At 63.5% G+C, this 23,259-nt stretch carries 30 protein-coding genes; 16 read left to right on the top strand and 14 right to left on the bottom strand.

The genetic code is table 11. The features are described from left to right. Positions 1-67: 67 nt before the first annotated feature. Complete coding sequence (locus EL2594_RS09635; protein WP_011414873.1) at positions 68-352, top strand: hypothetical protein; 285 nt, start codon at positions 68-70, stop codon at positions 350-352. Here EL2594_RS09635 and EL2594_RS09630 read toward each other — a convergent pair. Next, the gene (locus EL2594_RS09630) at positions 349-768 is read right to left on the bottom strand and encodes a pyridoxamine 5'-phosphate oxidase family protein (RefSeq protein WP_011414872.1); all 420 of its coding nucleotides are present in this window, start codon (positions 766-768) and stop codon (positions 349-351) included. The two genes, EL2594_RS09635 and EL2594_RS09630, sit on opposite strands and share 4 nt — an antisense overlap. Before the next feature lie 91 nt (positions 769-859). On the opposite strand from EL2594_RS09630, the gene EL2594_RS09625 reads away from it, so the two are divergent. From EL2594_RS09625 to EL2594_RS09605, 5 genes are all read left to right on the top strand, one after another. Further along, the gene (locus EL2594_RS09625; protein ID WP_011414871.1) at positions 860-1,162 is read left to right on the top strand and encodes a hypothetical protein; all 303 of its coding nucleotides are present in this window, start codon (positions 860-862) and stop codon (positions 1,160-1,162) included. A 345-nt stretch (positions 1,163-1,507) separates the two neighbouring features. Next, on the top strand, positions 1,508-3,514 hold the full coding sequence (locus tag EL2594_RS09620) for a hypothetical protein (RefSeq protein WP_011414870.1): 2,007 nt from the start codon (positions 1,508-1,510) through the stop codon (positions 3,512-3,514). Positions 3,515-3,577: 63 nt separating this feature from the next. After that, entirely contained in the window at positions 3,578-3,922 is a 345-nt protein-coding gene (locus EL2594_RS09615) for an HPF/RaiA family ribosome-associated protein (RefSeq protein WP_011414869.1), read from the top strand. A gap of 11 nt (positions 3,923-3,933) precedes the next feature. Then, complete coding sequence (locus EL2594_RS09610; RefSeq protein WP_011414868.1) at positions 3,934-4,401, top strand: PaaI family thioesterase; 468 nt, start codon at positions 3,934-3,936, stop codon at positions 4,399-4,401. Then, positions 4,401-4,781, top strand: a complete 381-nt coding sequence (locus tag EL2594_RS09605; RefSeq protein WP_011414867.1) for an EthD domain-containing protein — start codon at positions 4,401-4,403, stop codon at positions 4,779-4,781. Before EL2594_RS09610 ends, EL2594_RS09605 begins: the two co-directional genes overlap by 1 nt. A 47-nt stretch (positions 4,782-4,828) precedes the next feature. Here EL2594_RS09605 and EL2594_RS09600 read toward each other — a convergent pair whose 3' ends face one another. Both EL2594_RS09600 and EL2594_RS09595 read right to left on the bottom strand, forming a co-directional pair. Continuing rightward, positions 4,829-5,416, bottom strand: coding sequence for a hypothetical protein (locus tag EL2594_RS09600; RefSeq protein WP_011414866.1), 588 nt, complete (start codon positions 5,414-5,416; stop codon positions 4,829-4,831). 152 nt (positions 5,417-5,568) lie between these two features. Continuing rightward, positions 5,569-6,819, bottom strand: a complete 1,251-nt coding sequence (locus EL2594_RS09595) for an FAD-binding domain-containing protein (protein ID WP_233994260.1) — start codon at positions 6,817-6,819, stop codon at positions 5,569-5,571. A 74-nt stretch (positions 6,820-6,893) separates the two neighbouring features. On the opposite strand from EL2594_RS09595, the gene EL2594_RS09590 reads away from it, so the two are divergent. From EL2594_RS09590 to EL2594_RS09565, 6 genes are all read left to right on the top strand, one after another. Then, the gene (locus tag EL2594_RS09590; RefSeq protein ID WP_011414864.1) at positions 6,894-7,808 is read left to right on the top strand and encodes an alpha/beta hydrolase; all 915 of its coding nucleotides are present in this window, start codon (positions 6,894-6,896) and stop codon (positions 7,806-7,808) included. Continuing rightward, positions 7,805-8,185 carry a hypothetical protein gene (locus EL2594_RS09585; RefSeq protein WP_041685246.1) on the top strand — a complete coding sequence of 127 codons (381 nt, stop codon included), beginning with the start codon at positions 7,805-7,807 and terminating at the stop codon, positions 8,183-8,185. The genes EL2594_RS09590 and EL2594_RS09585 overlap by 4 nt, the downstream gene beginning before the upstream one ends. Beyond that, positions 8,182-8,589 (top strand): GFA family protein, encoded by a 408-nt coding sequence (locus tag EL2594_RS09580; protein WP_011414862.1) that lies wholly within the window; start codon positions 8,182-8,184, stop codon positions 8,587-8,589. The genes EL2594_RS09585 and EL2594_RS09580 overlap by 4 nt, the downstream gene beginning before the upstream one ends. Positions 8,590-8,639: 50 nt before the next feature. After that, a complete protein-coding gene (locus EL2594_RS09575) occupies positions 8,640-9,035 on the top strand; it encodes a COG3650 family protein (protein WP_011414861.1) in 396 nt (131 codons plus the stop codon). Next, positions 9,032-9,622, top strand: a complete 591-nt coding sequence (locus EL2594_RS09570) for a DUF427 domain-containing protein (RefSeq protein WP_011414860.1) — start codon at positions 9,032-9,034, stop codon at positions 9,620-9,622. Before EL2594_RS09575 ends, EL2594_RS09570 begins: the two co-directional genes overlap by 4 nt. 143 nt (positions 9,623-9,765) lie before the next feature. After that, entirely contained in the window at positions 9,766-10,350 is a 585-nt protein-coding gene (locus tag EL2594_RS09565; RefSeq protein WP_011414859.1) for a fasciclin domain-containing protein, read from the top strand. 57 nt (positions 10,351-10,407) lie between these two features. On the opposite strand, the gene EL2594_RS09560 is transcribed toward EL2594_RS09565, so the two are convergent. Continuing rightward, positions 10,408-10,740 carry a DUF962 domain-containing protein gene (locus EL2594_RS09560; protein WP_011414858.1) on the bottom strand — a complete coding sequence of 111 codons (333 nt, stop codon included), beginning with the start codon at positions 10,738-10,740 and terminating at the stop codon, positions 10,408-10,410. Beyond that, positions 10,740-12,167, bottom strand: a complete 1,428-nt coding sequence (locus EL2594_RS09555) for a S41 family peptidase (RefSeq protein WP_011414857.1) — start codon at positions 12,165-12,167, stop codon at positions 10,740-10,742. The genes EL2594_RS09560 and EL2594_RS09555 overlap by 1 nt, the downstream gene beginning before the upstream one ends. Before the next feature lie 207 nt (positions 12,168-12,374). Between EL2594_RS09555 and EL2594_RS09550 the strand changes: the two genes are divergently transcribed. Continuing rightward, positions 12,375-12,962, top strand: a complete 588-nt coding sequence (locus tag EL2594_RS09550) for a YbhB/YbcL family Raf kinase inhibitor-like protein (RefSeq protein WP_041685243.1) — start codon at positions 12,375-12,377, stop codon at positions 12,960-12,962. 20 nt (positions 12,963-12,982) lie between these two features. Further along, a complete protein-coding gene (locus EL2594_RS09545) occupies positions 12,983-13,231 on the top strand; it encodes an SWIB/MDM2 domain-containing protein (RefSeq protein ID WP_011414855.1) in 249 nt (82 codons plus the stop codon). On the opposite strand, the gene EL2594_RS09540 is transcribed toward EL2594_RS09545, so the two are convergent. Next, on the bottom strand, positions 13,228-13,638 hold the full coding sequence (locus EL2594_RS09540) for a DoxX family protein (RefSeq protein ID WP_011414854.1): 411 nt from the start codon (positions 13,636-13,638) through the stop codon (positions 13,228-13,230). The genes EL2594_RS09545 and EL2594_RS09540 overlap by 4 nt on opposite strands. A 113-nt stretch (positions 13,639-13,751) precedes the next feature. Here EL2594_RS09540 and EL2594_RS09535 point away from each other — a divergent pair, with 113 nt between their 5' ends. After that, positions 13,752-15,014: a dipeptidase gene (locus EL2594_RS09535; protein ID WP_011414853.1), complete on the top strand. Its 1,263-nt coding sequence runs from the start codon at positions 13,752-13,754 to the stop codon at positions 15,012-15,014. 17 nt (positions 15,015-15,031) lie between these two features. Here the strand turns inward: EL2594_RS09535 and EL2594_RS09530 are convergent, their stop codons facing one another. The 5 genes from EL2594_RS09530 to dapD all read right to left on the bottom strand — a co-directional run bounded on the left by EL2594_RS09530 (position 15,032) and on the right by dapD (position 17,010). After that, a complete protein-coding gene (locus tag EL2594_RS09530) occupies positions 15,032-15,367 on the bottom strand; it encodes a DUF3140 domain-containing protein (protein WP_011414852.1) in 336 nt (111 codons plus the stop codon). Then, positions 15,367-15,558 (bottom strand): DUF3008 family protein, encoded by a 192-nt coding sequence (locus EL2594_RS09525; protein WP_011414851.1) that lies wholly within the window; start codon positions 15,556-15,558, stop codon positions 15,367-15,369. The genes EL2594_RS09530 and EL2594_RS09525 overlap by 1 nt, the downstream gene beginning before the upstream one ends. Further along, a complete protein-coding gene (locus tag EL2594_RS09520) occupies positions 15,558-15,791 on the bottom strand; it encodes a DUF2945 domain-containing protein (RefSeq protein ID WP_011414850.1) in 234 nt (77 codons plus the stop codon). The genes EL2594_RS09525 and EL2594_RS09520 overlap by 1 nt, the downstream gene beginning before the upstream one ends. Before the next feature lie 57 nt (positions 15,792-15,848). Next, a complete protein-coding gene (locus EL2594_RS09515; protein ID WP_011414849.1) occupies positions 15,849-16,121 on the bottom strand; it encodes a hypothetical protein in 273 nt (90 codons plus the stop codon). A 67-nt stretch (positions 16,122-16,188) separates the two neighbouring features. After that, positions 16,189-17,010, bottom strand: coding sequence for a 2,3,4,5-tetrahydropyridine-2,6-dicarboxylate N-succinyltransferase (gene dapD / locus EL2594_RS09510; protein ID WP_011414848.1), 822 nt, complete (start codon positions 17,008-17,010; stop codon positions 16,189-16,191). A gap of 150 nt (positions 17,011-17,160) precedes the next feature. On the opposite strand from dapD, the gene EL2594_RS09505 reads away from it, so the two are divergent. Then, complete coding sequence (locus EL2594_RS09505; RefSeq protein ID WP_011414847.1) at positions 17,161-19,542, top strand: S8 family peptidase; 2,382 nt, start codon at positions 17,161-17,163, stop codon at positions 19,540-19,542. 4 nt (positions 19,543-19,546) lie between these two features. Here the strand turns inward: EL2594_RS09505 and EL2594_RS09500 are convergent, their stop codons facing one another. From EL2594_RS09500 to EL2594_RS09490, 3 genes are all read right to left on the bottom strand, one after another. Beyond that, on the bottom strand, positions 19,547-20,629 hold the full coding sequence (locus tag EL2594_RS09500) for a phosphotransferase family protein (protein ID WP_011414846.1): 1,083 nt from the start codon (positions 20,627-20,629) through the stop codon (positions 19,547-19,549). Then, entirely contained in the window at positions 20,629-21,717 is a 1,089-nt protein-coding gene (locus EL2594_RS09495) for a Zn-dependent alcohol dehydrogenase (RefSeq protein ID WP_011414845.1), read from the bottom strand. The genes EL2594_RS09500 and EL2594_RS09495 overlap by 1 nt, the downstream gene beginning before the upstream one ends. A 123-nt stretch (positions 21,718-21,840) precedes the next feature. Continuing rightward, positions 21,841-23,193: an acyl-CoA dehydrogenase family protein gene (locus EL2594_RS09490; protein ID WP_011414844.1), complete on the bottom strand. Its 1,353-nt coding sequence runs from the start codon at positions 23,191-23,193 to the stop codon at positions 21,841-21,843. Positions 23,194-23,259 lie beyond the last annotated feature (66 nt).

The following is a 23,259-nucleotide window of genomic DNA, read 5'->3' as shown; positions in this document are numbered from 1 at the left end:
TAGACACGCCCCCGGCCGGCGCGGTTTTGCCGCCTCGGCCGGGGGATCATTCCTCCAGCGGAGCGCCATGCCGATGCACCAGTCCTACGAATTCTATACCGCCCGCGCCAAGGAATCCGCCGCTGCGGCCAAGGCTGCCAAGCTCGACAATGTGCGCGAGCGCGAATTGCGCGCGGAGAAGACCTGGCGCGGCCTCGCCGAACAGGCGCGCTCCGTCGCCGAACAGCGCGACAAGATCGTGCGCGAGAAGGAACGGGCCCGCGCCGCCGAAGAGGCCGAAGAATGCGCCGCCGAGCGCGAAGCCGCCAGCGATGCCCGCGACGCGGAAGAAGCGGCCGGACGCAGTTCCTAGGGCGTCAGTTCGCCCTGCTCGCGGCCTTCCCACCACGCGATGCGGGCGGGCGTGACTTCGATGAGCACCAGACCCTCGGTGTCGAGGCCGTTCTCGAACCATGTCTCCAGGTCCGGGACCCAGTGTTGTTCCAGCGTCGCGCGGTCGCGGTGAAGCTTGCCGGTGCCTTGCACGGCGCAATAGAAATCGCCTTCGCTATAGGTCGCGCCGCATTGGTCGGAACGCTTGAGGTCGTCGTCGATCCGGCCATCGTCGGTGGCAAAGTGGAAAGTGGTGCCGTCTTCGCGGCTGACATCCTTGTTGTTGGACATCGGGCGCGCGGCGATGGCGTCCTCGCTGCCGGTCTTGGTCACCAGCATGGCGACGTCGATCGCTTTGAGCTTCGTGGCAATGTCAGAAATCGTTCGGTCGGCCATTGGGGGTCTCCTAGGGGTAGGGGCTGGGGATGCAACGCACGGGGAAGCAAAAGGTTTTCCTACACGCGCGAAATCTGCCTTAGCGTGCCGGATGAACAACCCCTCCGATCCTGCGCCAAACACGCCTTCGCCCGACCGCACCCGCTGGACCGGGGAGAAGGCGGCGCGGTTTCTCAAACTCCTGGCCGAGCATGGCCAGGTCGCGCGCGCGGCGCGATCCGTCGGGATGAGCCGTCAGGCGGCCTACCGCTTGCGTGCGCGAGCGCCGAAATTCGCCGAGTATTGGGAGCTGGCGATGCAGGATGCCAGGCTCGACAAGTGGACGCGGCGGGCGCAGGCGCGAGGGGTGCGCAAGCCGGTCCATCCATTGCTCGCCAGGGGGCCGGGACGGTGACCGGCCGGTGGGTTCGCAGGATGACACTTCGCCGGTTTCCGCGTCGCACGTCTCGCCTCCGTATAGTCACACCGCGTCGCAGCATAGTCACGCTTCGCGCGCGCAGAGTGACGCATTGCAACCCACAGTCACGTTTTGCCGCCACACAGTCACACGATGCGGCGTTTCGCGCCTGGGCAGTGGTCCACGTGGTCCATGTCTCATGCGGTTTCGGTGACGACCCTCAGTTTCGCGTTCCCTCCATTTCGGCGCTTTCATCCTATTCGCGCCGGCAAGGCGCCGATAGGTTTGGCCATGCGTTCGCCGGCAAACTGCGCGGCGAATGCGCCAACAGGGGAGAGATCGATGCTCGCAAAGATGTTCGCCACCACCGCTCTGGCCACCGCCGCCCTCGCCGGCACTGCCGTGTCCGCGCAAGGCACCGACCAGGAGCGGGTCTTCGATAACGAGGCCTTCGTTTTTCCGATCGCGGGCAGCAATCCAGGTGAAGAGCGCGAGACCTACGACCTCAGCCTGTGGAGTTGGTATTACGACACCTCGCGTAATCCCGATCCGAGCCTGCCGAGCCCGTCCTGCGCCGAAGGCACCGATCCCGTGGAGCGCTACCCCTTCCAGGCGCGCTTTCGCGAGATCGATGTCACGCCGAACGATCCGTTCCAGACCTACGAGCGACCTTTCCTGCACGGCAATATCCCGCTCGATGCCAGTTGGGGCGCTATCTACCAGCAGGAATGCAACAGCGCCGCGATTTTGATCCGAAGCTCCGACCCGAGCCGATTCGACATGTCGAATACCATCGTCGATGGCGCGCGGCTGGTGCGTGTGCTCGACGGGATCCGCACCGCCGCGACGGCGCAGGATTTCACCATCCGCAACGTCTGGCTCACCATCGGGCGCGATGATTGCATTGAGAACGATCCGAGCAATGCGGGGACCATCTCGGACTCGCTGTTCGAAGGCTGCTTCAACGGAATTTCGATGCGGAACACCAGCACGTCCGCACCGACGTCGTCCAATGTCGTTGTGATAGACCGTCTGCTGATGAGCGTGGCCGCCTATCCGTACCTCGACCGCTCGGGCAACCCCGATAGCGACGGTCCGGTGGTCAGCGGCGATTTCTTCAAGAGCAACGATAAAGCCGCCAAGGCAATCATCACTAACAGTATCTTTGCCTACGATCTTGAGGACGGCGAAGCACTCGGCGCGGGCGGGGGCGGCTTTCTGCGCTACTTCGCGCCGGGCGGGGCAGGTATCGAAAGCTGCTCCAACAATACCGTGCTGTGGCTGCGCGACGATGCGCCGCCTGCCGATATCCAGAACCTCGATCAATGCTTCGAGCTGGTCAGCGGCCAGGCCGCCCGCGACATCTGGAATCGCGAGAGGTGCGAATGGATCAACGACCATCCGCCGACGATCACGCGTCGCCAGCGGCCCGATGCGTCGCAAAATGCGGGGGAGGACCCGATCACCTGCTTCGTCCCGAGCGTCACCATTTCGAGCCCGGCCGGCGGCGAATTCGCTTTCGATGCAGAGGTTCCGCTGTCGGCGACCGCGCTGACGTCGGACAATGTTTCGGTCGCTTCGGGATTGACGTGGACGTCTTCGATCGACGGCGAACTCGGCACGGGCGGAGACCTGACCGTCGGGCCGTTGACGCAGGGCAATCACTTGATCACCGCACGCTATGTCAACTCGATCGAGGTCGCTTACGAGGACACGGTCTCCATCACCGTCGCGCCGCAGCCGGTCGAACTCACCGTCGACCTGCCGCCCAACACACGTGTTATCGAAGGTGAGACGGTCGCGCTGGATGCGACTCTTACCGGCGGCGATCCGGCCAATTATCGCTTCTGGTGGGCGGTGCGCAGCAATACTACCGGCAACGATCCGGTGGTGATCCGCGACTTCGCCGACGACGCCGCCTTCGCTTGGGACACCACCGGCTATCCCGGCAATAACCGGCTGGAACTGCGCGCGCGGCTGATCGGCACCGACGGGCCCGATATCAAGGCCCGCGCCCGCGTCTTCGTGGACCAGCCCGATCCGGTCCGCTCGGTCAGTCTCGATGTAAGCCCGCGCTCGCCCTCTGCGCCCGGCACGCTCGTGACGCTCACGGCCGAGGCGCGCAATGCCGAGGGGATCGACGTCGAATACCGCTTCGACCTGCAGCCGATGGACAGCGACGGCGATGTGGTGATCCTGCGCGACTTCGCAACCGACCCGACCTTCCAGTGGGACACGAGCGGCTATCCCGGTCGCAACCGCATCACCGTCCGCGCCCGCCGCGCCGGGACCGAGGATCGCGATGTGAAGGCCAATGCGATGTACTGGGTGCGTGCGCCGAGGAATTGACTGGAATAGTGCGTCGCCGCTCCCATATCGATTGCATAGACAACAACGAGAGGAGCACCCCCGATGCAGGTCCAGTTCAATTCCGACAGTTCGGTTATGGGCACGGAAAACGTCGCCGAGCGGATCGAGGCGCGCGTGCGCGAGAAGCTGGCGCGGTTCGAGGATCGGCTGACGCGGTTGGAAATCCATGTGCACGATGAAAATGCGCACAAACACGGACATGACGACAAGGCCTGCACCATCGAAGCCCGCCCGCGCGGCGGCCGTCCGATCGGGGTAACCGAAGGCGCATCCACTGTGGACGATGCGGCGCGAAAGGCGGCGACGACGCTTTCTCAGCGACTGGCGCGCCATTTCGGCAAGGAAAGCCGCCACAAGCACGATCCGCGGCCCGGCAAGGTGATGTGAGGGGCGCGGACATGGCCGATGCGAAACCGCAATACCGCGTGCCCTTCGTCGAGCGCACGGGCATGCAGCGTCTCGAGGAACGGCGGGGATATTCGAGGCTCCTGATGCCGCTCGAGCCCAATGCCAATCATGTGCAGGTGATGTATCTCGGTGCCTTCACGGTGCTGGCCGAGGCCGCAGCGGCGGGGCCGGGCATCTCGATCCTCGACACGGCGAAATACTTCCCGATCATCAAGGACATCGCGGTCGATTGTCATCGCATGGCGGCGAGCGATGTCGCTGCCGAGTTCTCGCTGTCTGAAGAGGCGATGGAAAGCCTGCTCGCCGACCTGGAGCGCAAGGGCAGTGCGGGCTACGCCGCGGAAGTGCCGATGCACGATGCCGACGGCACCCTGGTCGCGACGGGCCGCGTGACGGTGAAATTGCTCTCGCACGACTGGCAGGGAGCTACCAGCCAGACGGCGGGGGAGGCGGCGTGATGCACAAACTCGTCTATTGCCTGCACCGCCTGCCTTCGCTCAGCCGCGACGAGTTCCAGCACTACCGGCGCGAGACCCATGCGCCCCTGGTCAGGGCCGCCGCTCCGCATCTCGGTATCGCGCGCTATATCCAGTGCCATACAGAGAACCATCCGCTCGTCGGCCCCAGTGCGGAAGCGCGCGGCATGCCCCACGGCGAAGGCGAGGAGTACGACGGAGTGGCTGAAATCTGGCTGGCCGACGCCGACGCAAACGCCGGAACAGAGCCAAGTCCCGCCGCCGCCGACCATGCCCGCATCCTGCTCGAGGACGAGGCGCGCTTCATCGACTTCACCCGTTCGCGCATGTTCATCACGCGCGAGAACGTGGTGATCGGATAGAGTCGTGTGGCTGTCAGGTGACCGCTTGGATCACGCCTCCCGCCAACTTAGCTCGCGGTGTCGGTCTCGGGGGATCGATCTCGAGCGGCGCTGTTTGCCATTTGCGTCGAACCAGTCTGGAAGATCTGCTTGCGCGGTTTTCCCGGGTCCGGCATAGTCTTCGCCGCTTCTATAGTGGCTACCGACGCGTTCGAGCCGCGGTGAACGACTATGGTGTGAGCGGGCTTGCGGTCGACTACACCTGCTGTCATTTCGGGCTCGACCGCGAGCGTCGCCCGAGGTGCCCGCACCGCGTCGTACCTGTCCGCCCCGGTGTAACCGTCCACCGGGATGAAGTCGGGTCCATCGTAGATCGGTGCGTCGTGTGAATAGCGCGCATTCCGATAGAGACCGCGCTCCCGCAATTCGTGAACCTCGAACCGGCCCTGAGGCGTTTCGATGGGATAATGATCGGGCCGTCGCTCGCTGCTTGCGACACGGACGCTGCTTTGCCGTATCATCTGCGGCTGGGGTTTGATGTAGGTATGGTCGGAGCGATACTTGACGCTCGTGTCGCCGATCGCCGAGCCCGTAGCCGCGCCGGCGAGGGCAAACCCCACGGCGGCCAGAACGACCGAGGCACCACGTGTCAGCATGGTTTCCCGATCCGACCGATACCCAGCACGGTGTCTGCGTTTGCCCATGTCTCCAAAACGAGAAATCGCGGATGAGGTTCCGATGGTTCGGGGGAGATTGGCTTCAAGAGCGGCGGTGCGCCATGCATTACGGGATGAGTACCGGCAGGCGCTCAGGCCCCGACAATCCTGGCCTCACGCATCGCAGTTTCGATCTTCTTCTTCACCCCGAAGAACCCGGCCGTCGCATGCGGCCAGGTTGCGCGCTGGAGATCGGGCAGGACCTGAACAAGCCGACCTTCCTCGGCCAGCGGTGCAAGGGCGGGCCAGAGCGCATCGCGGGTCCAACCGGTGGGCAGGAAGGGCGTGACGACGAGATCGATACCGTGGGGAGTTAGCAGGTCGGAAAGGGGCGTCTGGGGGCTCCACTCTGCGTGCGGACAGGACCATGCTTTTCTGGCCGCTTCGGTGCCGTTTGCGACCGCATCCCGCGCGAACGAGCGCAGCGGTTTGGCGGTCGGCAAAGGACTGCGCGCACCTGGCCGCGCTGCGCCAATGACCAGCGCAGGAGGCTTGGGTAGGTCGAGCGGCACGTGGCTGGCAGCTTCGTCATGCAGCAACAGGGCATAGGGTTCCGCGTAAGATTCGGAGCCGGCCGGGCCGGGAAGGTCCGGCGCCTGCCGCCCATGATCTTCGGGCTCGGTCAGCGCCGACGCATCGGTCGCCAATCCTTCGGCATCGAGAGGCCCGTCGGGATGACGGCCGATATAGCGCGCGATATTGTCTTTGGTGGCGAGATAGGTCTTGCCCTTGGTGTGAAGCCCGCCGACCCAGCGCCAGCTCAACGTGTTCGAGGCCGCGTCGCCGTCCACCAGATGTCGCAGGAAAAAATCCGCGCCGAGCGTCCAGTCGAGCTTAAGCGTAAAGATCCAGATGCTGGCAAACCACATACGGGCGTGGTTGTGGAGATAGCCAGTCTCGATCAGCTCCTGTGCCCAGTAGTCGAACGCCCCGATCCCGGTTCGGCCTTCGGTCGCCTCTTCGTATGCGGTGCGGTCGCCGGCATTGCGGTCAAGGGCGGTCAAGGCCGTATCGCGCTGCTGGCAATAGCTGCGCCAGATACTCGGGCGCTGTTCGAGATAGCCTTTGAAATAGACCCGCCAAAAGATTTCGTTGCCGAACTTTTCGGCGGCCCTTGCGCCGTGCTCGCGCAACGTCGCTTCCAGCACCTCATGTTCGCGCAGCAGCCCGGTATGGAGCCACGGGGAAAGCTGCGACACATTGCCGCGCCCGGGCCCGTCATCGTAATTGCGCGTCTCCGCATATTGTCGCCCGGCATCAGGCAGGAAAGCTTGAAGCCGGTCGAAACCGGCAGAGCGTGTGGGCGTGAAGGGCATGTCGGCACAACCGACGGGCGCCAGCACAGGTTCCTCCCGCGCTTGTGCTGCGGGGTCGACCGCCGCTAGGCTGGGTCCAAACGGAGGAGACATTACGAGCTATGGCCAGCTTCCGCGCCCGCCTTGTCAATCTTGCCCTCCCATTGCTGGGCATCAAGAGGTTCTTCTCGGAACCGGAGCTGATGTCCGAACGGCTGGCCAAGGCGCGCAAGCGCAAACCGGAACGCCCGAAGGCCAAGTGGAGCAAGGTCTTCGATATCGTCGAGGACACCAGCCGCGGCTATCCTGTCGTCACGATTACGCCCAAACAGGGCACGAAGAGAGGGGCGCCGCACCTGCTCTATCTCCACGGTGGCGGCTACGTACTCGATATTGCGGGGCTGCATTTCGAGACCGTGTGCAGACTGTGCCAGATGCTCGGTGCTTCGGCGACGGTGCCGGTCTATCCGCTTGCGCCGGAGCACAAGGCACCTGAAATCCTTGCTGCGATGCGGGCGCTCTACGCCGAAGTGAGCGAAAGGCATGGGGCGGAAAACGTGACCGTCATGGGCGATAGTGCCGGCGGGGGCATGAGCCTCGCACTGGCGCAGATGCTCAAAACGGATGGAGGCGCCAGGCCGGCGTCGCTGGTGCTGTGGTCACCGTGGCTCGATGCGACGGCCGGGGCCGAGGGGCAGGCCGCTATCGAGCCGGACGATCGCATGCTCGCGCAAGTAGGTCTGGAGAGCTGCGCCGCAATGTACGGGGGCGACGTTCCGCCCGACGATCCGCGTTTAAGCCCTCTGTTCGGCGATCTGGCCGATCTTCCGCCGACCGCGATCTTCTCCGGCACCAGCGATATCCTGCTGGTCGACGGAAGGCGTCTGGCCGAGAAGTTCCACGCACTTGGCAAGACCGATTTCGAGTATCACGAATATGCCGATATGTTTCATGTCTGGATGTTGCTGCCCGTGCCCGAAGGCAAAGAGGCGCTTGCCCGAACAGCCGATTTCATTGCCGAGGCGCATGCCGCATGAGCATACGAGCAGCCCTCGGGTCCCATTGGATCGTCATGCTGTGGCTGGCTGCGGCCTACAATTTCGCGATCGGAGCGGCCGGGCTTTTTGCGGCGGACGCGGCGGTGCAGGATCGGGCAGTGTCGCTGCTCGTCTTTTCCTTCGGCGTCCTTTACGCGATGGTCGCCATCCAGCCCTTGCGGCTGGCACCGGCGTTGTGGGCAGGCGTATTCGGCAAGATCGGCATCGTCGGCATGTTGATGCCAGGTGCGCTGGCCGGCGAAGGGCCGGAAGGATTGCTGCTGATCCTGGTCGGCGATGTGATGTTCACTGCCGGTTTCCTTGCTTTCCTGCTCGGACCGGCGCGGCGATATGATGGCATAGGAGAGGACGGATGAGCGAAGCGAAAAGCGGCGGCTGCCTGTGCGGCAAGGTCCGCTACAGCGTCGTTGCCGATCCGGCGATGGCGGTAAATTGTCACTGCAAGAACTGCCAGCGCCAGTCCGGCAGCGCCTTCTCGACTATCATCGGCGTGCCGGACGGAAGCGTTTCGATCGAGGGCGAATACAAGACATATGAAGATCATGGCGAGAGCGGGCAGGAGGTTCTGCGCGATTTTTGCGGCAATTGCGGCTCGCCCCTGTTCAACCGCGTGGCCGCCACGCCCGGGCTGATCTGGATCAAGGTCGGAACGCTCGACGACACGGCGGATTTTACTCCTGCCATGCATCTGTGGACCAAGAGCAAGCAGCATTGGCTCGATCTTGCAGGTGCTACCGCATTCGAAACCAATCCCGTTTGAGGAGCCATCCCATCACCATTCGGTTAGCCATCTTCGCAGCCACGCCCCTTTTGCTCATCGCTTGCCAGCAAGGCGGCGAACCGGCCGCGCCGGGCACGGCCCCGGAAGGATTCACCGGTATCGGCCCGGAAGAAGTGATCCGCTTTGGCGGCACCGAACCGTTCTGGGGCGGATCGATCGATGGTGGCCGGCTCACCTATACTACGCCCGAAAATATCGACGGGACCGTCATCGGGGTCGATCGGTTCACCGGGCAGGGCGGGCTTGGCTTTTCAGGAACTCTCGGTGGTGAGAGTTTCGACATGACAATCACGCCGGGTGAATGCTCCGACGGGATGAGCGACCGAACCTACCCCTATGTTGCGATCCTGCAGATCGGCGACGGACAGCGCGCCGGGTGCGCCCACACCGACAGCCAGCCTTATGTGGAAGACGTGCCGCAATGATCGACTGGCCCGACCTGCCGGACAAGCGGGCCCTGTTGGCGCGGGTGCGAGGCCACAGAAGCGGCTGGGACGCGGGGTTCAGGCCGCCGAACCTCGAGAAAGTCGGGTCCGGTGAGGAATCGGTGTGGGATTATCCCCGCCCGCCGCGGCTCGACCCGGCTCCCGCTACGGTCACCGTTCGACAAGACAATGTCATAGTAGCCAAGAGCGACAGGGCGCTCGATCTAAAGGAAACCGCGGGCGCGCCATGTCCCTATCTGCCGCCCGCCGATGTGGAGACAGAGTGGCTGGTGCCCAACGGCCGCATTTCGCTGTGCGAATGGAAAGGGGCGGCGGTCGAGTTCGACCTCGCGATGCCGGGCCAGCCCCGTGTGACCGGAGCGGCGTGGAGCTACCCCGACCCGTTCGACGATCTTGCCGAGGATTACAGCCGCATTGCAGGCTGGATCGCATTCTACCCGTCAAAGCTCGCCTGCTTCGTGGGCGATGAACGGGCCCGCCCGCAGCCGGGCGGCCTCTATGGAGGGTGGATTACCGACCGTATCAAGGGGCCGGTCAAGGGCGAACCCGGCACCGGCCACTGGTGATCGCTGGATGGCAAAGGCCTTCCGCAAATTTTCGCCATATTTCTTGGAACGGGTATCGGGGGGCATCCGTTGCTTGGGTGAGAGAGGGCTTCGCCCCTCTGGGACGGACGACCGTTACCACCGCAATTTAAGGAACCCCCACCATGAAAACCACTTTCAAGAAACTCGCTATGCCTGCCGTCGCCACCGCCAGCGCACTCGCGCTGGTCGCCTGTGGCGCACCTGCGGACGACACCGCGACCGACGAGACGATGGCCGATGAAACCAGTGTTGCCCAGGAACCCGGCACGATTGTCGCCGTCGCTCAGGGCAATGACGATTTCTCGACCCTCGTCACCGCCGTAACCGCAGCCGAGCTTGGCGAAACGCTCTCGGGCGAAGGACCCTTTACGGTGTTCGCGCCAACGAACGCCGCGTTCGAAAAGCTGCCTGAAGGCACGCTCGAAACGCTGACGGCGCCGGAAGGCAAGGAACAGCTGACCTCGATCCTGACTTACCATGTCGTCGAAGGCGCGATCGATGCAGCGACGCTGACCAATGCGATCGAAAGCAACGATGGCAGCTATGAGATCGCCACTGTCAACGGAGGATCGCTGACCGCCACTATCCAGGACGGGAATGTCGTCCTGACCGATGCGGCCGGTGGCACTTCGACCGTGACCGCGACCGATGTCGCAGCGTCGAACGGCATGATCCATGTTATCGATACCGTGTTGATGCCCGGATAAGCGATAAGCGCAACCAAACGAGAAGGGGCGCCAAAAGCGGCGCCCCTTTTTGCATCATCAGCCCACGCCGGCCTTTTCAAGCTCGGGCTTCAAGCGACCGGTCAGCCACAGGCCCCACATCTTGAAATCGGCAGCAAGGCTCCACAGCGGATAGGTAAAGGTCGCCGGGCGGTTCTTCTCGACCCCGAAATGCGCGATCCATGCGAAGAAATAGCCTGCCAACGGAAGCGCGATCAGCAGCAACCATTGCTGCGCGACCACGGCGTAGAGTGCGATGGCGACCACGAGACTCGTGCCGACATAATGCAAAGCGCGCGTTTCGGGCTTGCTGTGTTCCTTGAGATAGAAGGGCCAGAATTCGGCAAAGGACCGATACGCGCGCTCTGTCATCAGAACAGGCCCGGGATGCGGTATTGCGCCGCGGTCGGCTGCCGCGGCTGCATCAGCTCCTTCTCGGGAGCGACGCTGCGAGCCGACTGGACGCCCTGCTGGCCGCTGCTCGATATCGGGGTGCAGGTGCGCCCGGCCAAGAAATCGAGCGCGGTAGCGATCGATTGCTCGTTCGGATCGCCGAGCTGGGTAAAGACATCGTCCCCTGCGCGGCACGTCTGCGGGAAAACCGAGGCGAGCCCTGTGTAATACTCACCCTGGTTGTTACGATTTTCCGACTGGAAGGCGACCACGCGCAATCGATCATCGCACACATCGCGGTCTCGTGCGATCTGGCCCACCGGCTTGCCGAAGGTGTTGGCACCGATCAACGCGGTATTGTTGCCGAGATAGGGAATGAAGCTGTTGGCCACCAGTTCACTGGCGGAAGCGGTGCCGCCGCGACCGATGAAGGCGATCTTGGTCGCTCCGATGGCCTGCGGCTGGCTGCGGAAAAGCGCCGTTGCGTTGTTGCTGGAGAGGGAACTGCGGAACGTCGTCTTGCTGAAGACTTCACCGACCTTGTCGCCGCCCAGAAGGTCGCCCAGCAATTCGGCGACCGAAACGAGACCGCCGCCGTTGTAGCGGAAATCCATGACGACTTCGGTGATGCCCTCGTCGCGGAACTGCTGGAAGGCATCGCGCAGTTGCGGACCGGCGGAATCGACGATGAAGGTGCGCAGGTTGATGTAGCCGACCTTCTTGCCGCCATCGTCAATCACTCGCACGCCGTAGCGATCGGAAATCGGATCGAGAGAAAACTCCGCCTTGGAAACAGAAACATCGCGCTCGACGCCGCCCGTGTCGCGGATACGGAAGGACCGGGTCACGCCGGGGTCGCTCGGACCAAGTGCGTCGATGACCGCTTGCGGTCCGCCCGATGCCATCAGCGTGGCAACGCTTTGCCCATTGATCTGAAGCAGTTCGGTGCCGCGATCGAACCCTTGCGCGAAGGCAGGGGCGTTTTCAAACGCTTCCAGGACGAAGACGCGGTTGTTGGCGGTGTCGTAAGCCAGGCGAATGCCGAAGCCCGCGCTCGCACCTGAATTGATCAGCGCGTTTTCCTCCTCAATGGAGGTGATGAAGGTGAAAAAGCGGTCGCGCGACTGTTCGCGGGCGGGCCGGACAATTGCGTTGATATAGTCCTGGACCGTCGAGAAACTGGCCGCATTGACGCCGGTGTCGAGCAGGTTGGGGAATAGGTAGAATTCGTTGATCTGCCCCAGGACCCACTCTTGGCGATCCGACAGCGAGCATTGCGTGGAGGTGTTCCCGCCACCCCCGCCACCTGTTGCGGTGTTGCCGCCGTTTCCTCCGCCGCCACCGCCACCACAGGCAGCGAGCGATCCGGCAAGAACGGTGGAAAGAAAAATGCGACCCACTGACATATTATGATTCTCCGTTAGGCTTTGCGACCGAAGCCTCCCCTCCGGCGGGAAAACAGCAATAGTGCTGAACATCATATGAGCAAGGGGCCTTTTGAACGGCAATTCACCGATTTTCCTGCGCAATCTGGGGAAAACTCGGCGGACGCTCCCTCGCCAATCTCCGTCCAAGGGCCTAGCACCGAGAGCGGACGAGGAGAAAACTCTTAGATGGCCGATTGGCTAGCATCTGTATTACCTGCCGACACCCCCGCCAATCCGGGGCTTACCATCGCTCGTCTGGCGTCCGAGAAAATGATGGGGCGCGGGGGGCTGAAACTCACCAGCCCGGCCTTTGCTGCTGGGGGGGAGCTCGATCCGTGCTTCACGGCCGACGAGGAAGATGCCGTCGCGCCGCCGCTCGAATGGACTGCCCCGCCTCCCGGCGCGATGGAGATGGCAGTAATCGTCGAAGACGCGAGCAGTGATGGTCCGACCTGCCACTGGGCGGTTTGGGGCCTGTCGGCGCAAAAGGGCAAGCTCCTCGAAGGCGAAACCCCGCCGCGCGTCGGCAAGAACAGCCTCGGCGATTCCGAATGGTTGCTCCCCGCTTTGCCCAAGGATGATCCGCCGCACACATTCGTGTTCCAGCTATTTGCGCTCGACTTGCCGCTCACCCTGATGCCGGGGGCGACGCGTGAGCAACTGTTTGAGGCACTGGAGGGGCACGTCGTCGCCGCTGCAGTCCTCACTGCCACCTACCAGGCTTCGGACCAAGACGATGAAGCCTGGGATGACGATGACGACGATTTCGCATAGCCCAAGGAAAGGACTTACCCATGGCTGGCAATAACGCACTGCAAAAACCGGTGACCCTGTCACCGGAGCTTGAGAACGTGGTGGGCAAAGGCCCGATGACCCGCGCTCAGGTGACCTCGAAGGTCTGGGAATACATCAAGAAGCACGACTTGCAGGACAGCAAGGACAAGCGCCAGATCAATCCCGACGACAAGCTCGGCGCCGTGATCGGCAAAGAGCAGATCTCGATGTTCAAGATGACGGCTGCGGTCTCCAAGCACCTCAGCTAATCTGAATGCTGTCGGCGGGGGAAGGGCCAGTCGAGCACTTCCCCCGTCCACAGGGCCAACCAGACGATCAGAGGCTGCGCAAACATGCGCGGCACGTGATAGGCGAGCCCTGCCCCGCCGTCCGCGCGCGCCATGTCCATCGCAAAGTGGTTGATGTTGGCGGGGAAAACGCACACGGCATAGACCGCCAGACCGATGGCGGCCGCCCTGCGCAGCCTGGCGTTGAGCGGCTGTGCCAGGCCGATGGCTCCCACAATTTCAGCGACGCCAGTCCACCAAACCACGGCTTCAGGTGCCGGTACCCAGCCGGGCGTAATCGTCAGGAAGGGTTCGGCGAAACGCAGATGCGCCCACCCTGCGACGAAATACAGTACTGCCAGAAGCCAGCGAAGGCTCGTGCGGATCATCGGTAACGGCCTTCCAGCTGGTCTGCGGCGATATCTTTTCCATGGCGATGCGTCTTGCAAGGGGCAAGGCCGAAGCTAGGGTCATGCTTGTAACGCTTACACCGGAGACCGTCATGAAAATCGCCGCCATCGCGCTCCCATTCCTGCTTTTCGCCGCACCGGGGTTGGCACAGTCGCCGGAAGAGATCGCCGCAGCAGCGCTGGAAGCGGCACCTGTGTTCGATGGGCACAACGATGTGCCGATCCAGCTGCGCGGGCGCTACGGCAATGTCATCGGCGATTTCGACTTCACCGATACGACCGATACCGGCGACGAGGCGAAGGGGGTTCGCACCATGCACACCGACCTTGCGCGGCTGCGCGCCGGCAAGGTCGGGGCGCAGTGGTGGTCGGTCTACGTCAGCGCCAGCCTGCCAGAGCCCGAGGCCGTACAGGCCACCATCGAACAGATCGACGTTACCAAGAGGCTGATTGCCCGCTATCCGGACGATCTCGCCCTCGCGCTTACGGCTGACGATGTCGAGCGCGAAATGGCGGCGGGGCGGATTGCATCCCTGCTTGGCATGGAGGGTGGACATTCCATTGGGTCCAGCCTCGCAGTCCTGCGGCAGATGTATGCGATGGGCGCGCGCTATATGACGTTGACGCACGGCAAGACGCTGAGTTGGGCCGACAGCGCCACCGACGCGCCCAGAAATGGCGGGCTGACCGGCTTCGGCAAGGATGCCGTGCGCGAGATGAACCGGATCGGCATGCTGGTCGACCTCAGCCATGTCAGCGAGAAGGTGATGCACGACGCGCTCGATACTGCCCGTGCCCCGGTAATCTTCAGCCATTCTTCTGCGCGCGCGCTCAACGGGCACGCCCGCAACGTACCCGACAGCGTGCTGGCGCGGCTGCCGGAAAACGGCGGCATTATCATGGTGACTTTCGTGCCCGGGTTTCTCAGCGAGCCCGCGCGTCAGTGGAACGCGAACCGTGCTGCGGAAGAAGCCCGGCTGGAAGCCCTGTGGCAGGGGCAGCCGGACGAGGTCGCCAGCCGCCTTGCCGCATGGGACGAGGCCAATCCGCTACCGCAATCCTCGATTTCCGACACCGCGGACCATATCGATCATGTGCGCCAGGTCGCCGGGATCGATGCGATCGGCATTGGCGGCGACTACGACGGCATTCCATTTGCGCCGCCGGGGCTCGAGGATGTGTCGGACTACCCTGCGCTTTTTACCGAACTGGCGCGGCGTGGCTATAGCCAGCAGGATCTGGAAAAGATCAGCTTCCGCAACACGATGCGCGTGTTGCGCGCTGCCGAAGCGACGAGTGCGACGATGGCCGATATCCCGCCGTTCGAATATCCGGCGGGGGAGGCGCGAAACTAGCGCCTTTCGGGTCGCGGTCAGTCTGATTTGCAGGGGTCGTGGCCCCAGTTCATCAGGCTGTAGCGCCAGTCACTGTCCTCGATGTCGCCATCGGGTCGCTGCGCAGTGTGTCGGTGAACATAGCCGATGACCTTGTCCATGTGGTCCCACTGGTCGTCGCTCAGTTCGTCCTTGTCGGTGCGCTTTATGGTGACGATGCGCCGACCAGACTTGTGACCGGTGCTTTCGCCCTCGTCATTGTCGCCAACCGATTTGGATTCTTCGGTTTCGAGCCATTCTTCGAGTTCTTTCGGCTGCATATTCACGCAGTCGTAAAACTCGTCGTAGGTTTCGTCGCGAGTGCGATCCGCCATCAGTCGCCATCCACGGTGTCGGGCAGGTTTTCGCGGTCGGTCGAAGCCATCTCTTCGAGTTCGTCCTCGCTCATGCTTTCGTACATTTGCTTGGAGGCACCCTGCAGGTCGGACTTGTCCTGCTCACCGCGCTTGGCGGCGAGCGCAGCGCCTGCCGCCTGTTGCTGTGCCTTGCTCTTGGCCTTGGGCATCAGTCCTGCTCCCAGTCCGACAGCTCGCTGCCGCGCTTGAGGACCTCGTCGCCATCCTCCTGCTTGATCAGGTAGGCCGGGTTGTCTTCATCGCCGTCCTTGGTGACTTCGCTGCCCTGGAGAGTGCGGGTGACTTCGCGCTCGAAGCGCTCCTTGATCTGGCCGTGACCTTCGCCATCGCCCCAGTTCCATTTGACATATTGGTCGGTCTGAAAGCTGTTGGAATTGCTCATGTTCTTTCTCCGCGAAATACGCAGAAAGAATGGTGCAGCGCCAAACTTGTTCCGGGGTCAGCCTCCGTTTTCGCCGAACTCCTCGGGCTCGATAATACCGTCGGTATCATCGCCCTCGTCGTCCATTTCCGCTTCCAAACGTCCCGAGAGCGTCGCTTCTTCTTCGGCGTCGCCCTGCTGCATGGCGGGAATGATCCAGACCAGCGTCATGGCGACAATGGCCAGTATCAGGCTGATTCCAAGCACCCAGCGCATATGGCCGGATTTCTCGCCCGCCATGGCCTCGTCGTCTTCGATGTGAATGGTGCCGTCCGGATCCTGCGTGGACATGTAATTACCCTCCGAGAAAGTCGTATTCGTAATGTGTGTCAAAACGCCGGGGAAAGCCAGCCGTTCCTCAATCGCGCAGCAAATCGTTGATGCCGGTCTTTTCGCGGGTCTGCGCATCCACGGTCTTGACGATGACGGCGCAGGCGAGCGAAGGGCCGCCCTTGGGATCCGGAAGCGTGCCCGGGACGACGACCGAATAGGGCGGGATCTGCCCGCGGATAACTTCGCCGCTATCGCGATATACGATCTTGGTCGACTGCGTGATGAAGACCCCCATGGCGACGACGCTTCCTTCGCCGACGATCACGCCCTCGACGATCTCAGATCGCGCACCGATGAAGCAGTTGTCGCCGATGATGGTGGGGTTGGCCTGCAACGGCTCCAGCACGCCGCCGATGCCGGCCCCGGCCGAGATGTGGCAATTGGTGCCGACCTGCGCACAGCTGCCGACGCTGGCCCAGGTGTCGATCATCGTACCCTCGCCGACATAGGCACCGATGTTGACGAAGCTCGGCATCAACACCGCGCCCTTGCCGATGTAGCTGCCGCGGCGGGCGATGGCGCCGGGTACCACCCGGAAGCCTGCCTCCCTGAAACGGGCTTCGTCCCAGCCTTCGAACTTGCTCGGCACCTTGTCGAAAGCGGGCGCGGCGACAGCGCCCTCCATTATTGCGTTCTCGCGCAGGCGGAAGGACAGCAGTACCGCCTTCTTGAGCCACTGATTGACTTGCCAGCCGCCGGCCCCATCGGGCTGCGCGACGCGCGCCGAGCCATCGTCTATCATGGCGATCGCCTGCTCCACCGCCTCGGCAACCTCGCGGCTCCCGGGTGTCACTTCAGTGCGGTTCTCCCATGCTTTCTCGATGGTGGCCTGGAGGTCGCTGGTCATGGGGCAGTAGGCTTTCGTTGGTGATCCGTCGCCAGCGCTGCTAGCTGCGCCCAGCAGCGAGGGCAAGCAAGCGGCAAAGCAATTCATGCTGGTCGTTCAGGCCATCTTTAGGATATCGCGGCCACAAAGCCCGGCAAAGAGGGTCTGCATATGCCGAGATTCGCAACGAAAGCCGTACTGCTCAACTCGGTCGGTCTCGGCATATGCCTGGCGCTGGCGGCGTGTGGCGGCGGAGGAGGCGGGCGCACGATCTCGACCCCGGCGCCCGTCCCCACACCGACGCCGACACCCACGCCTACGCCGACCCCCACGCCGACACCCACCCCGTCGCCTACAAGTTCCTTCAATACGGCGGAATTCCGTCGCTCCGACGGTCCGGAGTTTCATGGCGCCGTCACAGCATGGGCGGACGGAAATACCGGGGCTGGTCAGACAATCGCCATCATCGACACCGGCAGCCCCGAATTTGCGGGCCGTATCCATCCGGATTCGACCGATGTCGCGGGCAATAGCTCGTTCGAGGCGGTCGACGACCATGGTACCAATGTCGCTTTGGTAGCTGCCGCCGCGCGCGACAATACCGGGGTGCTCGGGATCGCCTTCGATGCGTCGGTGCTGGTGCTGCGAGCGGACAGTCCGGGCAGTTGTACCGCTGACGAGGGCGACGGTGACCTCGAAGGCTGCAGTTTCTTCGACAGCGCGATCGCACGCGGCGTGGACCAGGCAGTCGCCAGCGGCGCGGTTGTGGTCAATATCAGCCTTGGCGGGAGTCGCGCATCGCAATCCTTGAGGGATGCGATTGCGCGAGCCTCCGCTGCGGGCGTCGTTATCGTGGTTTCGGCGGGCAACGGCGGCGACGGCAGCGATACAGACAATCCCGCCGACCAGCCCGATACATTCGCTCAGGACGTGCTGCAGTTCGGCGGTGCCAATGTGATCATCGTCGGCTCGGTCGACGACACCGGTGCTTTCTCCGACTTCAGCAATCGCGCTGGCGACGGTGCAGCCTCCTTCCTGAGCGCGCGCGGTGAGCGGATCTGCTGCGTCTATGAGGACGGCGTGCTGCAGGTCACCACCGACAGCTCGGGTCAGCAGTTCGTCACTCTCTTCTCCGGCACCAGCTTTTCCGCGCCACAAGTGGCTGGCGCAGTGGCCTTGTTGGCACAGGCGTTCCCCAACCTTTCCGGCGCGCAAATCGTCGAGATCCTGCTGGATACCGCGCGCGATGCCGGGGCGGCGGGAACCGACACTACCTTCGGGCGCGGCATTCTCGACATCGCCGCCGCCGTTTCGCCGCAGGGCACGACGCGCATTCCGGGCACCAGCGGTGCGCTGGCCCTGATCGACGACACCGGCACGGCTTCGTCCGCGATGGGGGATGCTCTTGGCGGCCAGGCGTTGAGCGCCATCCTGCTCGACAAATACGACCGCGCCTATTCCTACGACGCCGGTTCGCGCCTGCGCGGTGCTGCGATCGTTCCGCGCCTGCGCGGGGCGGTGCAGCAGGGCGGGCGGCGCGTCGCGGCGGGCAACGACCGGATCTCCATGGCCTTCACTGTTGATGCCGGCGGGCAGGCGGCGCCGACCATTGGTGCCGTGCCTCTGAGCCTGTCCGGGCGCGAAGCCAATGCGGCGCGAGTGCTGGCGGGGCAGGTTGCGCTGAAGCTATCGCGCGACACGCAGCTGGGGCTGGCTTTCTCCCAAGGCGCGGACGGCATTGCCGCGCATCTGCAGGGCAAGCGAAGGCCGGCCTTCATGATCGCCAGCGACGCGGCAGGCGATACCGGTTTCCTGCGTTCGGACGATGTATCGTTGGCGCTGCGCAGAGAGTTCGGGAGAACGGGCGTGACCGTCACGGCATCGAGCGGCGAGGCACTGCTCGGCACGCTGCGCGAGGCCAGCGATGTCACCAGCCGCAATCGCGAGCGCTACCGTGTGTCGCAGCTTGGGCTCGCGCTCGACGGTACTGTCGGGCCGTTGCAAGCGGTCTTCGGGCTGAATGCCCTTAGCGAAGAGCGCACAATCCTCGGCGCCTACCTCCACGATGCATTCGGCTCGCGCGGGGCGGACAGCCTGTTCGTCGATGCCTCGCTCGGGCTCGAAGTGGCGCAGAATTGGTGGTTGGGTGTCAGCTCGCGTCAGGGCGTCACGCGCGCGCGACGTGCGGGGGCGATCGGCGGTGGCTCCGATTTCATCAGCAGCGCCTGGACACTCGACATAGTGAAGGCCAATACTTTCCAGGCCGGCGACACGCTGGGCTTCCGGCTGGCGCAGCCGCTGCGGGTCGAAAGCGGCGCAATCAACCTGACGCTGCCGACGAGCTACGATTATGCCACCGAAACCGCCGGTTTCGGCAGCCAGCGCCTCAATCTCGCGCCGCAGGGCCGAGAGTTGATGGGCGAAGTGGCCTGGCGCGGATACGCTCTGGGTGGCAGCCTGGCCGCCAGCGCCTTCTATCGCCGCGATCCGGGGCACTACGCTGGCGCTCCCGACGATGCCGGGGCCGTAGTCCGCTGGTCGCGCGACTTCTGAAACCTCAGGCTGGCATGCCCGCATCCACCGCAAAGGCATGTGCGCGTTCGATCAGCGGGGTCACCCGCTCGCTCATCGATTTGGCGTGGGCGGACGACGCTGTGCCGTCGATGACGCGTTTCTTGATGCCCTGCATGATCCCGGCGAGCCGGAACAGGTTGTAAGCGAAATACCAGTCCATCGGCGGCACCGGATAGCCGGTCCGCGCGACATAGCGCTCGACCGCTTCTTCCTGCGTCGGAATGCCCAGCTCGGCCAAGTCGAGGTCTAGCAATCCGGCGCGCCCGTCCGACGGGTTGTGCCAGTTGAGCATCAGATAGCTGAAGTCCGCGATCGGATCGCCCAGTGTCGACAACTCCCAATCGAGCACCGCGATCACGCGGTTCTCGGTCTTGTGGAAGATCATATTATCGAGGCGGTAATCGCCATGGACGACGGAACTTTCGTGCTGCGGCGGGATGGTTTCGGGCAGCCACTCGATGAGCCGCTCCATCTTGGGCTGATGCTCGGTTTCGGAGAGCTTGTACTGCTTGGTCCAGCGCCCGATCTGGCGCGCGCAATAATCCGTCGGCTTGCCGAAATCGCCGAGGCCGATGTCGTCGGGGTTCTTGGTGTGCAGGTCCGCCATAGTGTCGATCATGGCGTTGTAAATTTCGAGGCGGTCGGCCGGATCGACGCCCGGCAAGGCTCCGTTCCAGAGCGAACGGCCATCGGCCATGCTCATCACGAAAAACTTGGCCCCGATCACGTCCGTGTCCTCGCACAACCCATAAGTGCGCGGGACCGGAAAACCGGTCGGATAGAGCCCCGTCATCGCCTTGTATTCGCGGTCCACCGCGTGGGCGCTAGGCAGCAGCTTGCCGAACGGCTGGCGGCGTAGCACGTAGGATGCACCCGGCGTATCGATCCGGTAGGTCGGGTTGGACTGACCGCCCTTGAACTTCGAATAGCGGATCGGACCGGAAAAGTCTTCGACATTGGCTTCGAACCATGCCGTGAGCTTTTCGAGATCGATCTGGTCGGCTTCGGGCACGTCGATCGTGCCGACCATCTCCTTGTCGAAATCGATCGTGTTTTCTTCGGCCATCAGTCGAACACCACTACGCTGCGAGCGGAATGACCCTCTCGCATCTTGTCGAACCCGGCATTGATCTCGTCGAGCGAGATGCGTTCGGCGATGATCGTGTCGAGATCGAGCAAACCGCGCATGTAGAAGTCGACCAGTCGCGGGAGATCGACGGGAAAGTGGTTCTCGCCCATGATCGCGCCTTGCAGCTTCTTGCCCGACAGCAGGTCCATCGCGCCGAGGCCGACCTTGCAGTCGAGCGGCATCATGCCGAGGATGATCGCCGTCCCGCCGCGCCGCAGCGAAGCGACCGCGAGGTCGGCGGAGGCCTGGCGGCCCACCGCCTCGATCCCATAATGCACGCCCCCGGCCGAAATCGTCAGGATCTGCTGCGCTGCGTCCTCGTCGAGGGCGTTGACCGTGTGGGTCGCGCCGAGAACTTTCGCGAGTTCGCGCTTTTCCTCGAGCGGATCGGCTGCGATGACCTTGCCAGCCCCGGCAATCTTGGCGGCATTGATGGCTGCGAGACCGACACCGCCGCAGCCGACCACCAGCACTGTCTCGCCCGGCGTGACATTGGCGGCGTTGAAGATCGTGCCGGCACCAGTCGTGACGGCGCAGCCGATCACGGCAGCGCGGTCCAGCGGCATGTCCTTGTCGATAGCGACGCAGGCGTGTTCGTGGATCAGCATCTGCTCGGAGAATGCCGACAGGTTCAGCATCTGGTTGATGGGAGAGCCATCGGCCCGGGTGATGCGGGGCGGGCCGTCCGGTCCACGGCGCGTGTCCGCGCCCATGCACAGCGCCATCCGGCCGGTGACGCAAAACTCGCAATGGCCGCAGAAGGCGCTGAGGCAGGACACCACATGGTCGCCCGGCCGCACCGTCTTCACTTCGCTGCCGACCGCGCGCACCACACCAGCCGCCTCGTGCCCCGGGATGGCGGGCAGCGGGTGCGGATAAGCCCCGTCGATGAAGTGCAGGTCCGAATGACACAGCCCGCACGCCTTGGTGTCGATCAGGACCTCATGCGGTGCCGGATCGGCAATTTCGACATCGCCGATGACCAGCCCTTCGCCGGGTTTCTCTAAAATTGCGGCCTTGGCCATACGCAATAACTCCGTTCGCCCTGAGCTTGTCCAAGGGCCGTCCTTAATTCTGGCGCCGCGCTCACAGAGAAGAGCAGTGCTTCGACAGGCTCAGCACGAACGGCTATGTCTGGTGCACTGTTTCTAGCGCGAAACGCCTACGTCTCCCGAGCTCATGCCCGCGCTGGCAGCTGCGCTTCCGGCGCTGGCGTAGTGCGCGTTGCTGCCGCGCAAAGCATTGGCAGTCGGGCCTTCGTTGGGCTGGTGCTTGCCGATCTCCATGCGCGCGATCGAGCGGGCGTGAACTTCGTCCGGACCGTCGGCCAGCCGCAGCGTGCGCTGGTGGGCATAGGCGCTGGCAAGACCGTAATCCTCGCTCACACCGCCGCCGCCATGGGCCTGAATCGCATCGTCGATGATCCGCAGCGCCATGTTGGGCGCCTGCACCTTGATCATGGCGATTTCCTGCTTGGCCGACTTGTTGCCGACCTTGTCCATCATGTCGGCAGCCTTGAGACAGAGCAGGCGAGTCATGTCGATGTCGATCCGGGCGCGGGCGATGCGCTCTTCCCAGACCGAATGCTTGTAGATCGGCTTGCCGAACGCCTCGCGCTCCTGCAGCCGCTTGCACATCTTCTCCAGCGCTTCCTCGGCCACGCCGATGGTGCGCATGCAGTGATGGATGCGGCCCGGGCCCAGGCGGCCCTGTGCGATTTCGAAGCCGCGGCCTTCGCCAAGGATGACGTTCTCAACCGGTACGCGAACGTCTTTCAGCTCGACTTCCATGTGGCCGTGCGGGGCATCGTCGTAGCCGAACACCGGAAGGTGGCGGATGATGTTCACACCGGGAGAGTCGATGGGGACGATAACCTGCGATTGCTGCGCGTGGCGCTGCGCCTCGACATTGGTCTTGCCCATCACGATCGCCACCTTGCAGCGCGGATCGCCCAGACCCGAAGACCACCACTTGCGACCGTTGATGACGTAATGGTCGCCATCGCGCTCCATCCGCGTCTCGATATTCGTCGCGTCGGAGGAAGCGGTGTACGGCTCGGTCATCAGGAAGGCGGAGCGGATTTCGCCGTTCATCAGCGGACGCAGCCACTGCTCCTTCTGTTCCAGCGTACCGTAGCGGTGGAAGACCTCCATATTGCCGGTATCGGGCGCCGAGCAGTTGAAAGCTTCCGAAGCGAAGCCGACGCGGCCCATTTCCTCGGCGCAGAGCGCATATTCGAGATTGGTCAGGCCCGGCCCTTCGAACTCGAAGCTCTCCTCGACATGGTGATGGCCTTCGTTGCGCGGCGGCATGAACAGGTTCCAGATGCCCTGATCCTTGGCCTTCGCCTTGAGGTCTTCGACCACCTGGATCACTTTCCAGCGATCGCCTTCGGCGTCCTGTTCCTTGTAGGTCGGGACCGCGGGGCGGATTTCATTCTCGATGAAGGTCTTGACCCGGTCGCGCCAATATTGCTGCCGTTCTGTCGGTTCGAAATTCATGGGGGTATCCTCTCTCTATCGTGTTCTGCGATTCTGTTGGCGCAACCGTGGCAGAGCGCCCTGCTT

The sequence above is a fragment of the Erythrobacter litoralis HTCC2594 genome (assembly GCF_000013005.1).
GTDB lineage: Bacteria > Pseudomonadota > Alphaproteobacteria > Sphingomonadales > Sphingomonadaceae > Parerythrobacter > Parerythrobacter litoralis_A.
Note: the sequence above shows the minus strand (reverse complement) of the source record. Positions and strands in the feature narration are given on the sequence as shown.

What these genes read in the sequence shown, in the direction of transcription:
- EL2594_RS09545 (WP_011414855.1), top strand. Translation starts at nt 12,983, where the DNA reads ATGGCTGGCAATAACGCACTGCAAAAACCGGTGACCCTGTCACCGGAG.
- EL2594_RS09560 (WP_011414858.1), bottom strand. Translation starts at nt 10,740, where the DNA reads ATGACAGAGCGCGCGTATCGGTCCTTTGCCGAATTCTGGCCCTTCTAT.
- dapD (WP_011414848.1), bottom strand. Translation starts at nt 17,010, where the DNA reads ATGACCAGCGACCTCCAGGCCACCATCGAGAAAGCATGGGAGAACCGC.
- EL2594_RS09505 (WP_011414847.1), top strand. Translation starts at nt 17,161, where the DNA reads ATGCCGAGATTCGCAACGAAAGCCGTACTGCTCAACTCGGTCGGTCTC.
- EL2594_RS09580 (WP_011414862.1), top strand. Translation starts at nt 8,182, where the DNA reads ATGAGCGAAGCGAAAAGCGGCGGCTGCCTGTGCGGCAAGGTCCGCTAC.
- EL2594_RS09610 (WP_011414868.1), top strand. Translation starts at nt 3,934, where the DNA reads ATGGCCGATGCGAAACCGCAATACCGCGTGCCCTTCGTCGAGCGCACG.
- EL2594_RS09530 (WP_011414852.1), bottom strand. Translation starts at nt 15,367, where the DNA reads ATGGCGGATCGCACTCGCGACGAAACCTACGACGAGTTTTACGACTGC.
- EL2594_RS09600 (WP_011414866.1), bottom strand. Translation starts at nt 5,416, where the DNA reads ATGCTGACACGTGGTGCCTCGGTCGTTCTGGCCGCCGTGGGGTTTGCC.
- EL2594_RS09590 (WP_011414864.1), top strand. Translation starts at nt 6,894, where the DNA reads ATGGCCAGCTTCCGCGCCCGCCTTGTCAATCTTGCCCTCCCATTGCTG.
- EL2594_RS09565 (WP_011414859.1), top strand. Translation starts at nt 9,766, where the DNA reads ATGAAAACCACTTTCAAGAAACTCGCTATGCCTGCCGTCGCCACCGCC.
- EL2594_RS09570 (WP_011414860.1), top strand. Translation starts at nt 9,032, where the DNA reads ATGATCGACTGGCCCGACCTGCCGGACAAGCGGGCCCTGTTGGCGCGG.
- EL2594_RS09540 (WP_011414854.1), bottom strand. Translation starts at nt 13,638, where the DNA reads ATGATCCGCACGAGCCTTCGCTGGCTTCTGGCAGTACTGTATTTCGTC.
- EL2594_RS09585 (WP_041685246.1), top strand. Translation starts at nt 7,805, where the DNA reads ATGAGCATACGAGCAGCCCTCGGGTCCCATTGGATCGTCATGCTGTGG.
- EL2594_RS09535 (WP_011414853.1), top strand. Translation starts at nt 13,752, where the DNA reads ATGAAAATCGCCGCCATCGCGCTCCCATTCCTGCTTTTCGCCGCACCG.
- EL2594_RS09525 (WP_011414851.1), bottom strand. Translation starts at nt 15,558, where the DNA reads ATGCCCAAGGCCAAGAGCAAGGCACAGCAACAGGCGGCAGGCGCTGCG.
- EL2594_RS09605 (WP_011414867.1), top strand. Translation starts at nt 4,401, where the DNA reads ATGCACAAACTCGTCTATTGCCTGCACCGCCTGCCTTCGCTCAGCCGC.
- EL2594_RS09620 (WP_011414870.1), top strand. Translation starts at nt 1,508, where the DNA reads ATGCTCGCAAAGATGTTCGCCACCACCGCTCTGGCCACCGCCGCCCTC.
- EL2594_RS09520 (WP_011414850.1), bottom strand. Translation starts at nt 15,791, where the DNA reads ATGAGCAATTCCAACAGCTTTCAGACCGACCAATATGTCAAATGGAAC.
- EL2594_RS09625 (WP_011414871.1), top strand. Translation starts at nt 860, where the DNA reads ATGAACAACCCCTCCGATCCTGCGCCAAACACGCCTTCGCCCGACCGC.
- EL2594_RS09635 (WP_011414873.1), top strand. Translation starts at nt 68, where the DNA reads ATGCCGATGCACCAGTCCTACGAATTCTATACCGCCCGCGCCAAGGAA.
- EL2594_RS09550 (WP_041685243.1), top strand. Translation starts at nt 12,375, where the DNA reads ATGGCCGATTGGCTAGCATCTGTATTACCTGCCGACACCCCCGCCAAT.
- EL2594_RS09500 (WP_011414846.1), bottom strand. Translation starts at nt 20,629, where the DNA reads ATGGCCGAAGAAAACACGATCGATTTCGACAAGGAGATGGTCGGCACG.
- EL2594_RS09555 (WP_011414857.1), bottom strand. Translation starts at nt 12,167, where the DNA reads ATGTCAGTGGGTCGCATTTTTCTTTCCACCGTTCTTGCCGGATCGCTC.
- EL2594_RS09630 (WP_011414872.1), bottom strand. Translation starts at nt 768, where the DNA reads ATGGCCGACCGAACGATTTCTGACATTGCCACGAAGCTCAAAGCGATC.
- EL2594_RS09490 (WP_011414844.1), bottom strand. Translation starts at nt 23,193, where the DNA reads ATGAATTTCGAACCGACAGAACGGCAGCAATATTGGCGCGACCGGGTC.
- EL2594_RS09615 (WP_011414869.1), top strand. Translation starts at nt 3,578, where the DNA reads ATGCAGGTCCAGTTCAATTCCGACAGTTCGGTTATGGGCACGGAAAAC.
- EL2594_RS09495 (WP_011414845.1), bottom strand. Translation starts at nt 21,717, where the DNA reads ATGGCCAAGGCCGCAATTTTAGAGAAACCCGGCGAAGGGCTGGTCATC.
- EL2594_RS09515 (WP_011414849.1), bottom strand. Translation starts at nt 16,121, where the DNA reads ATGTCCACGCAGGATCCGGACGGCACCATTCACATCGAAGACGACGAG.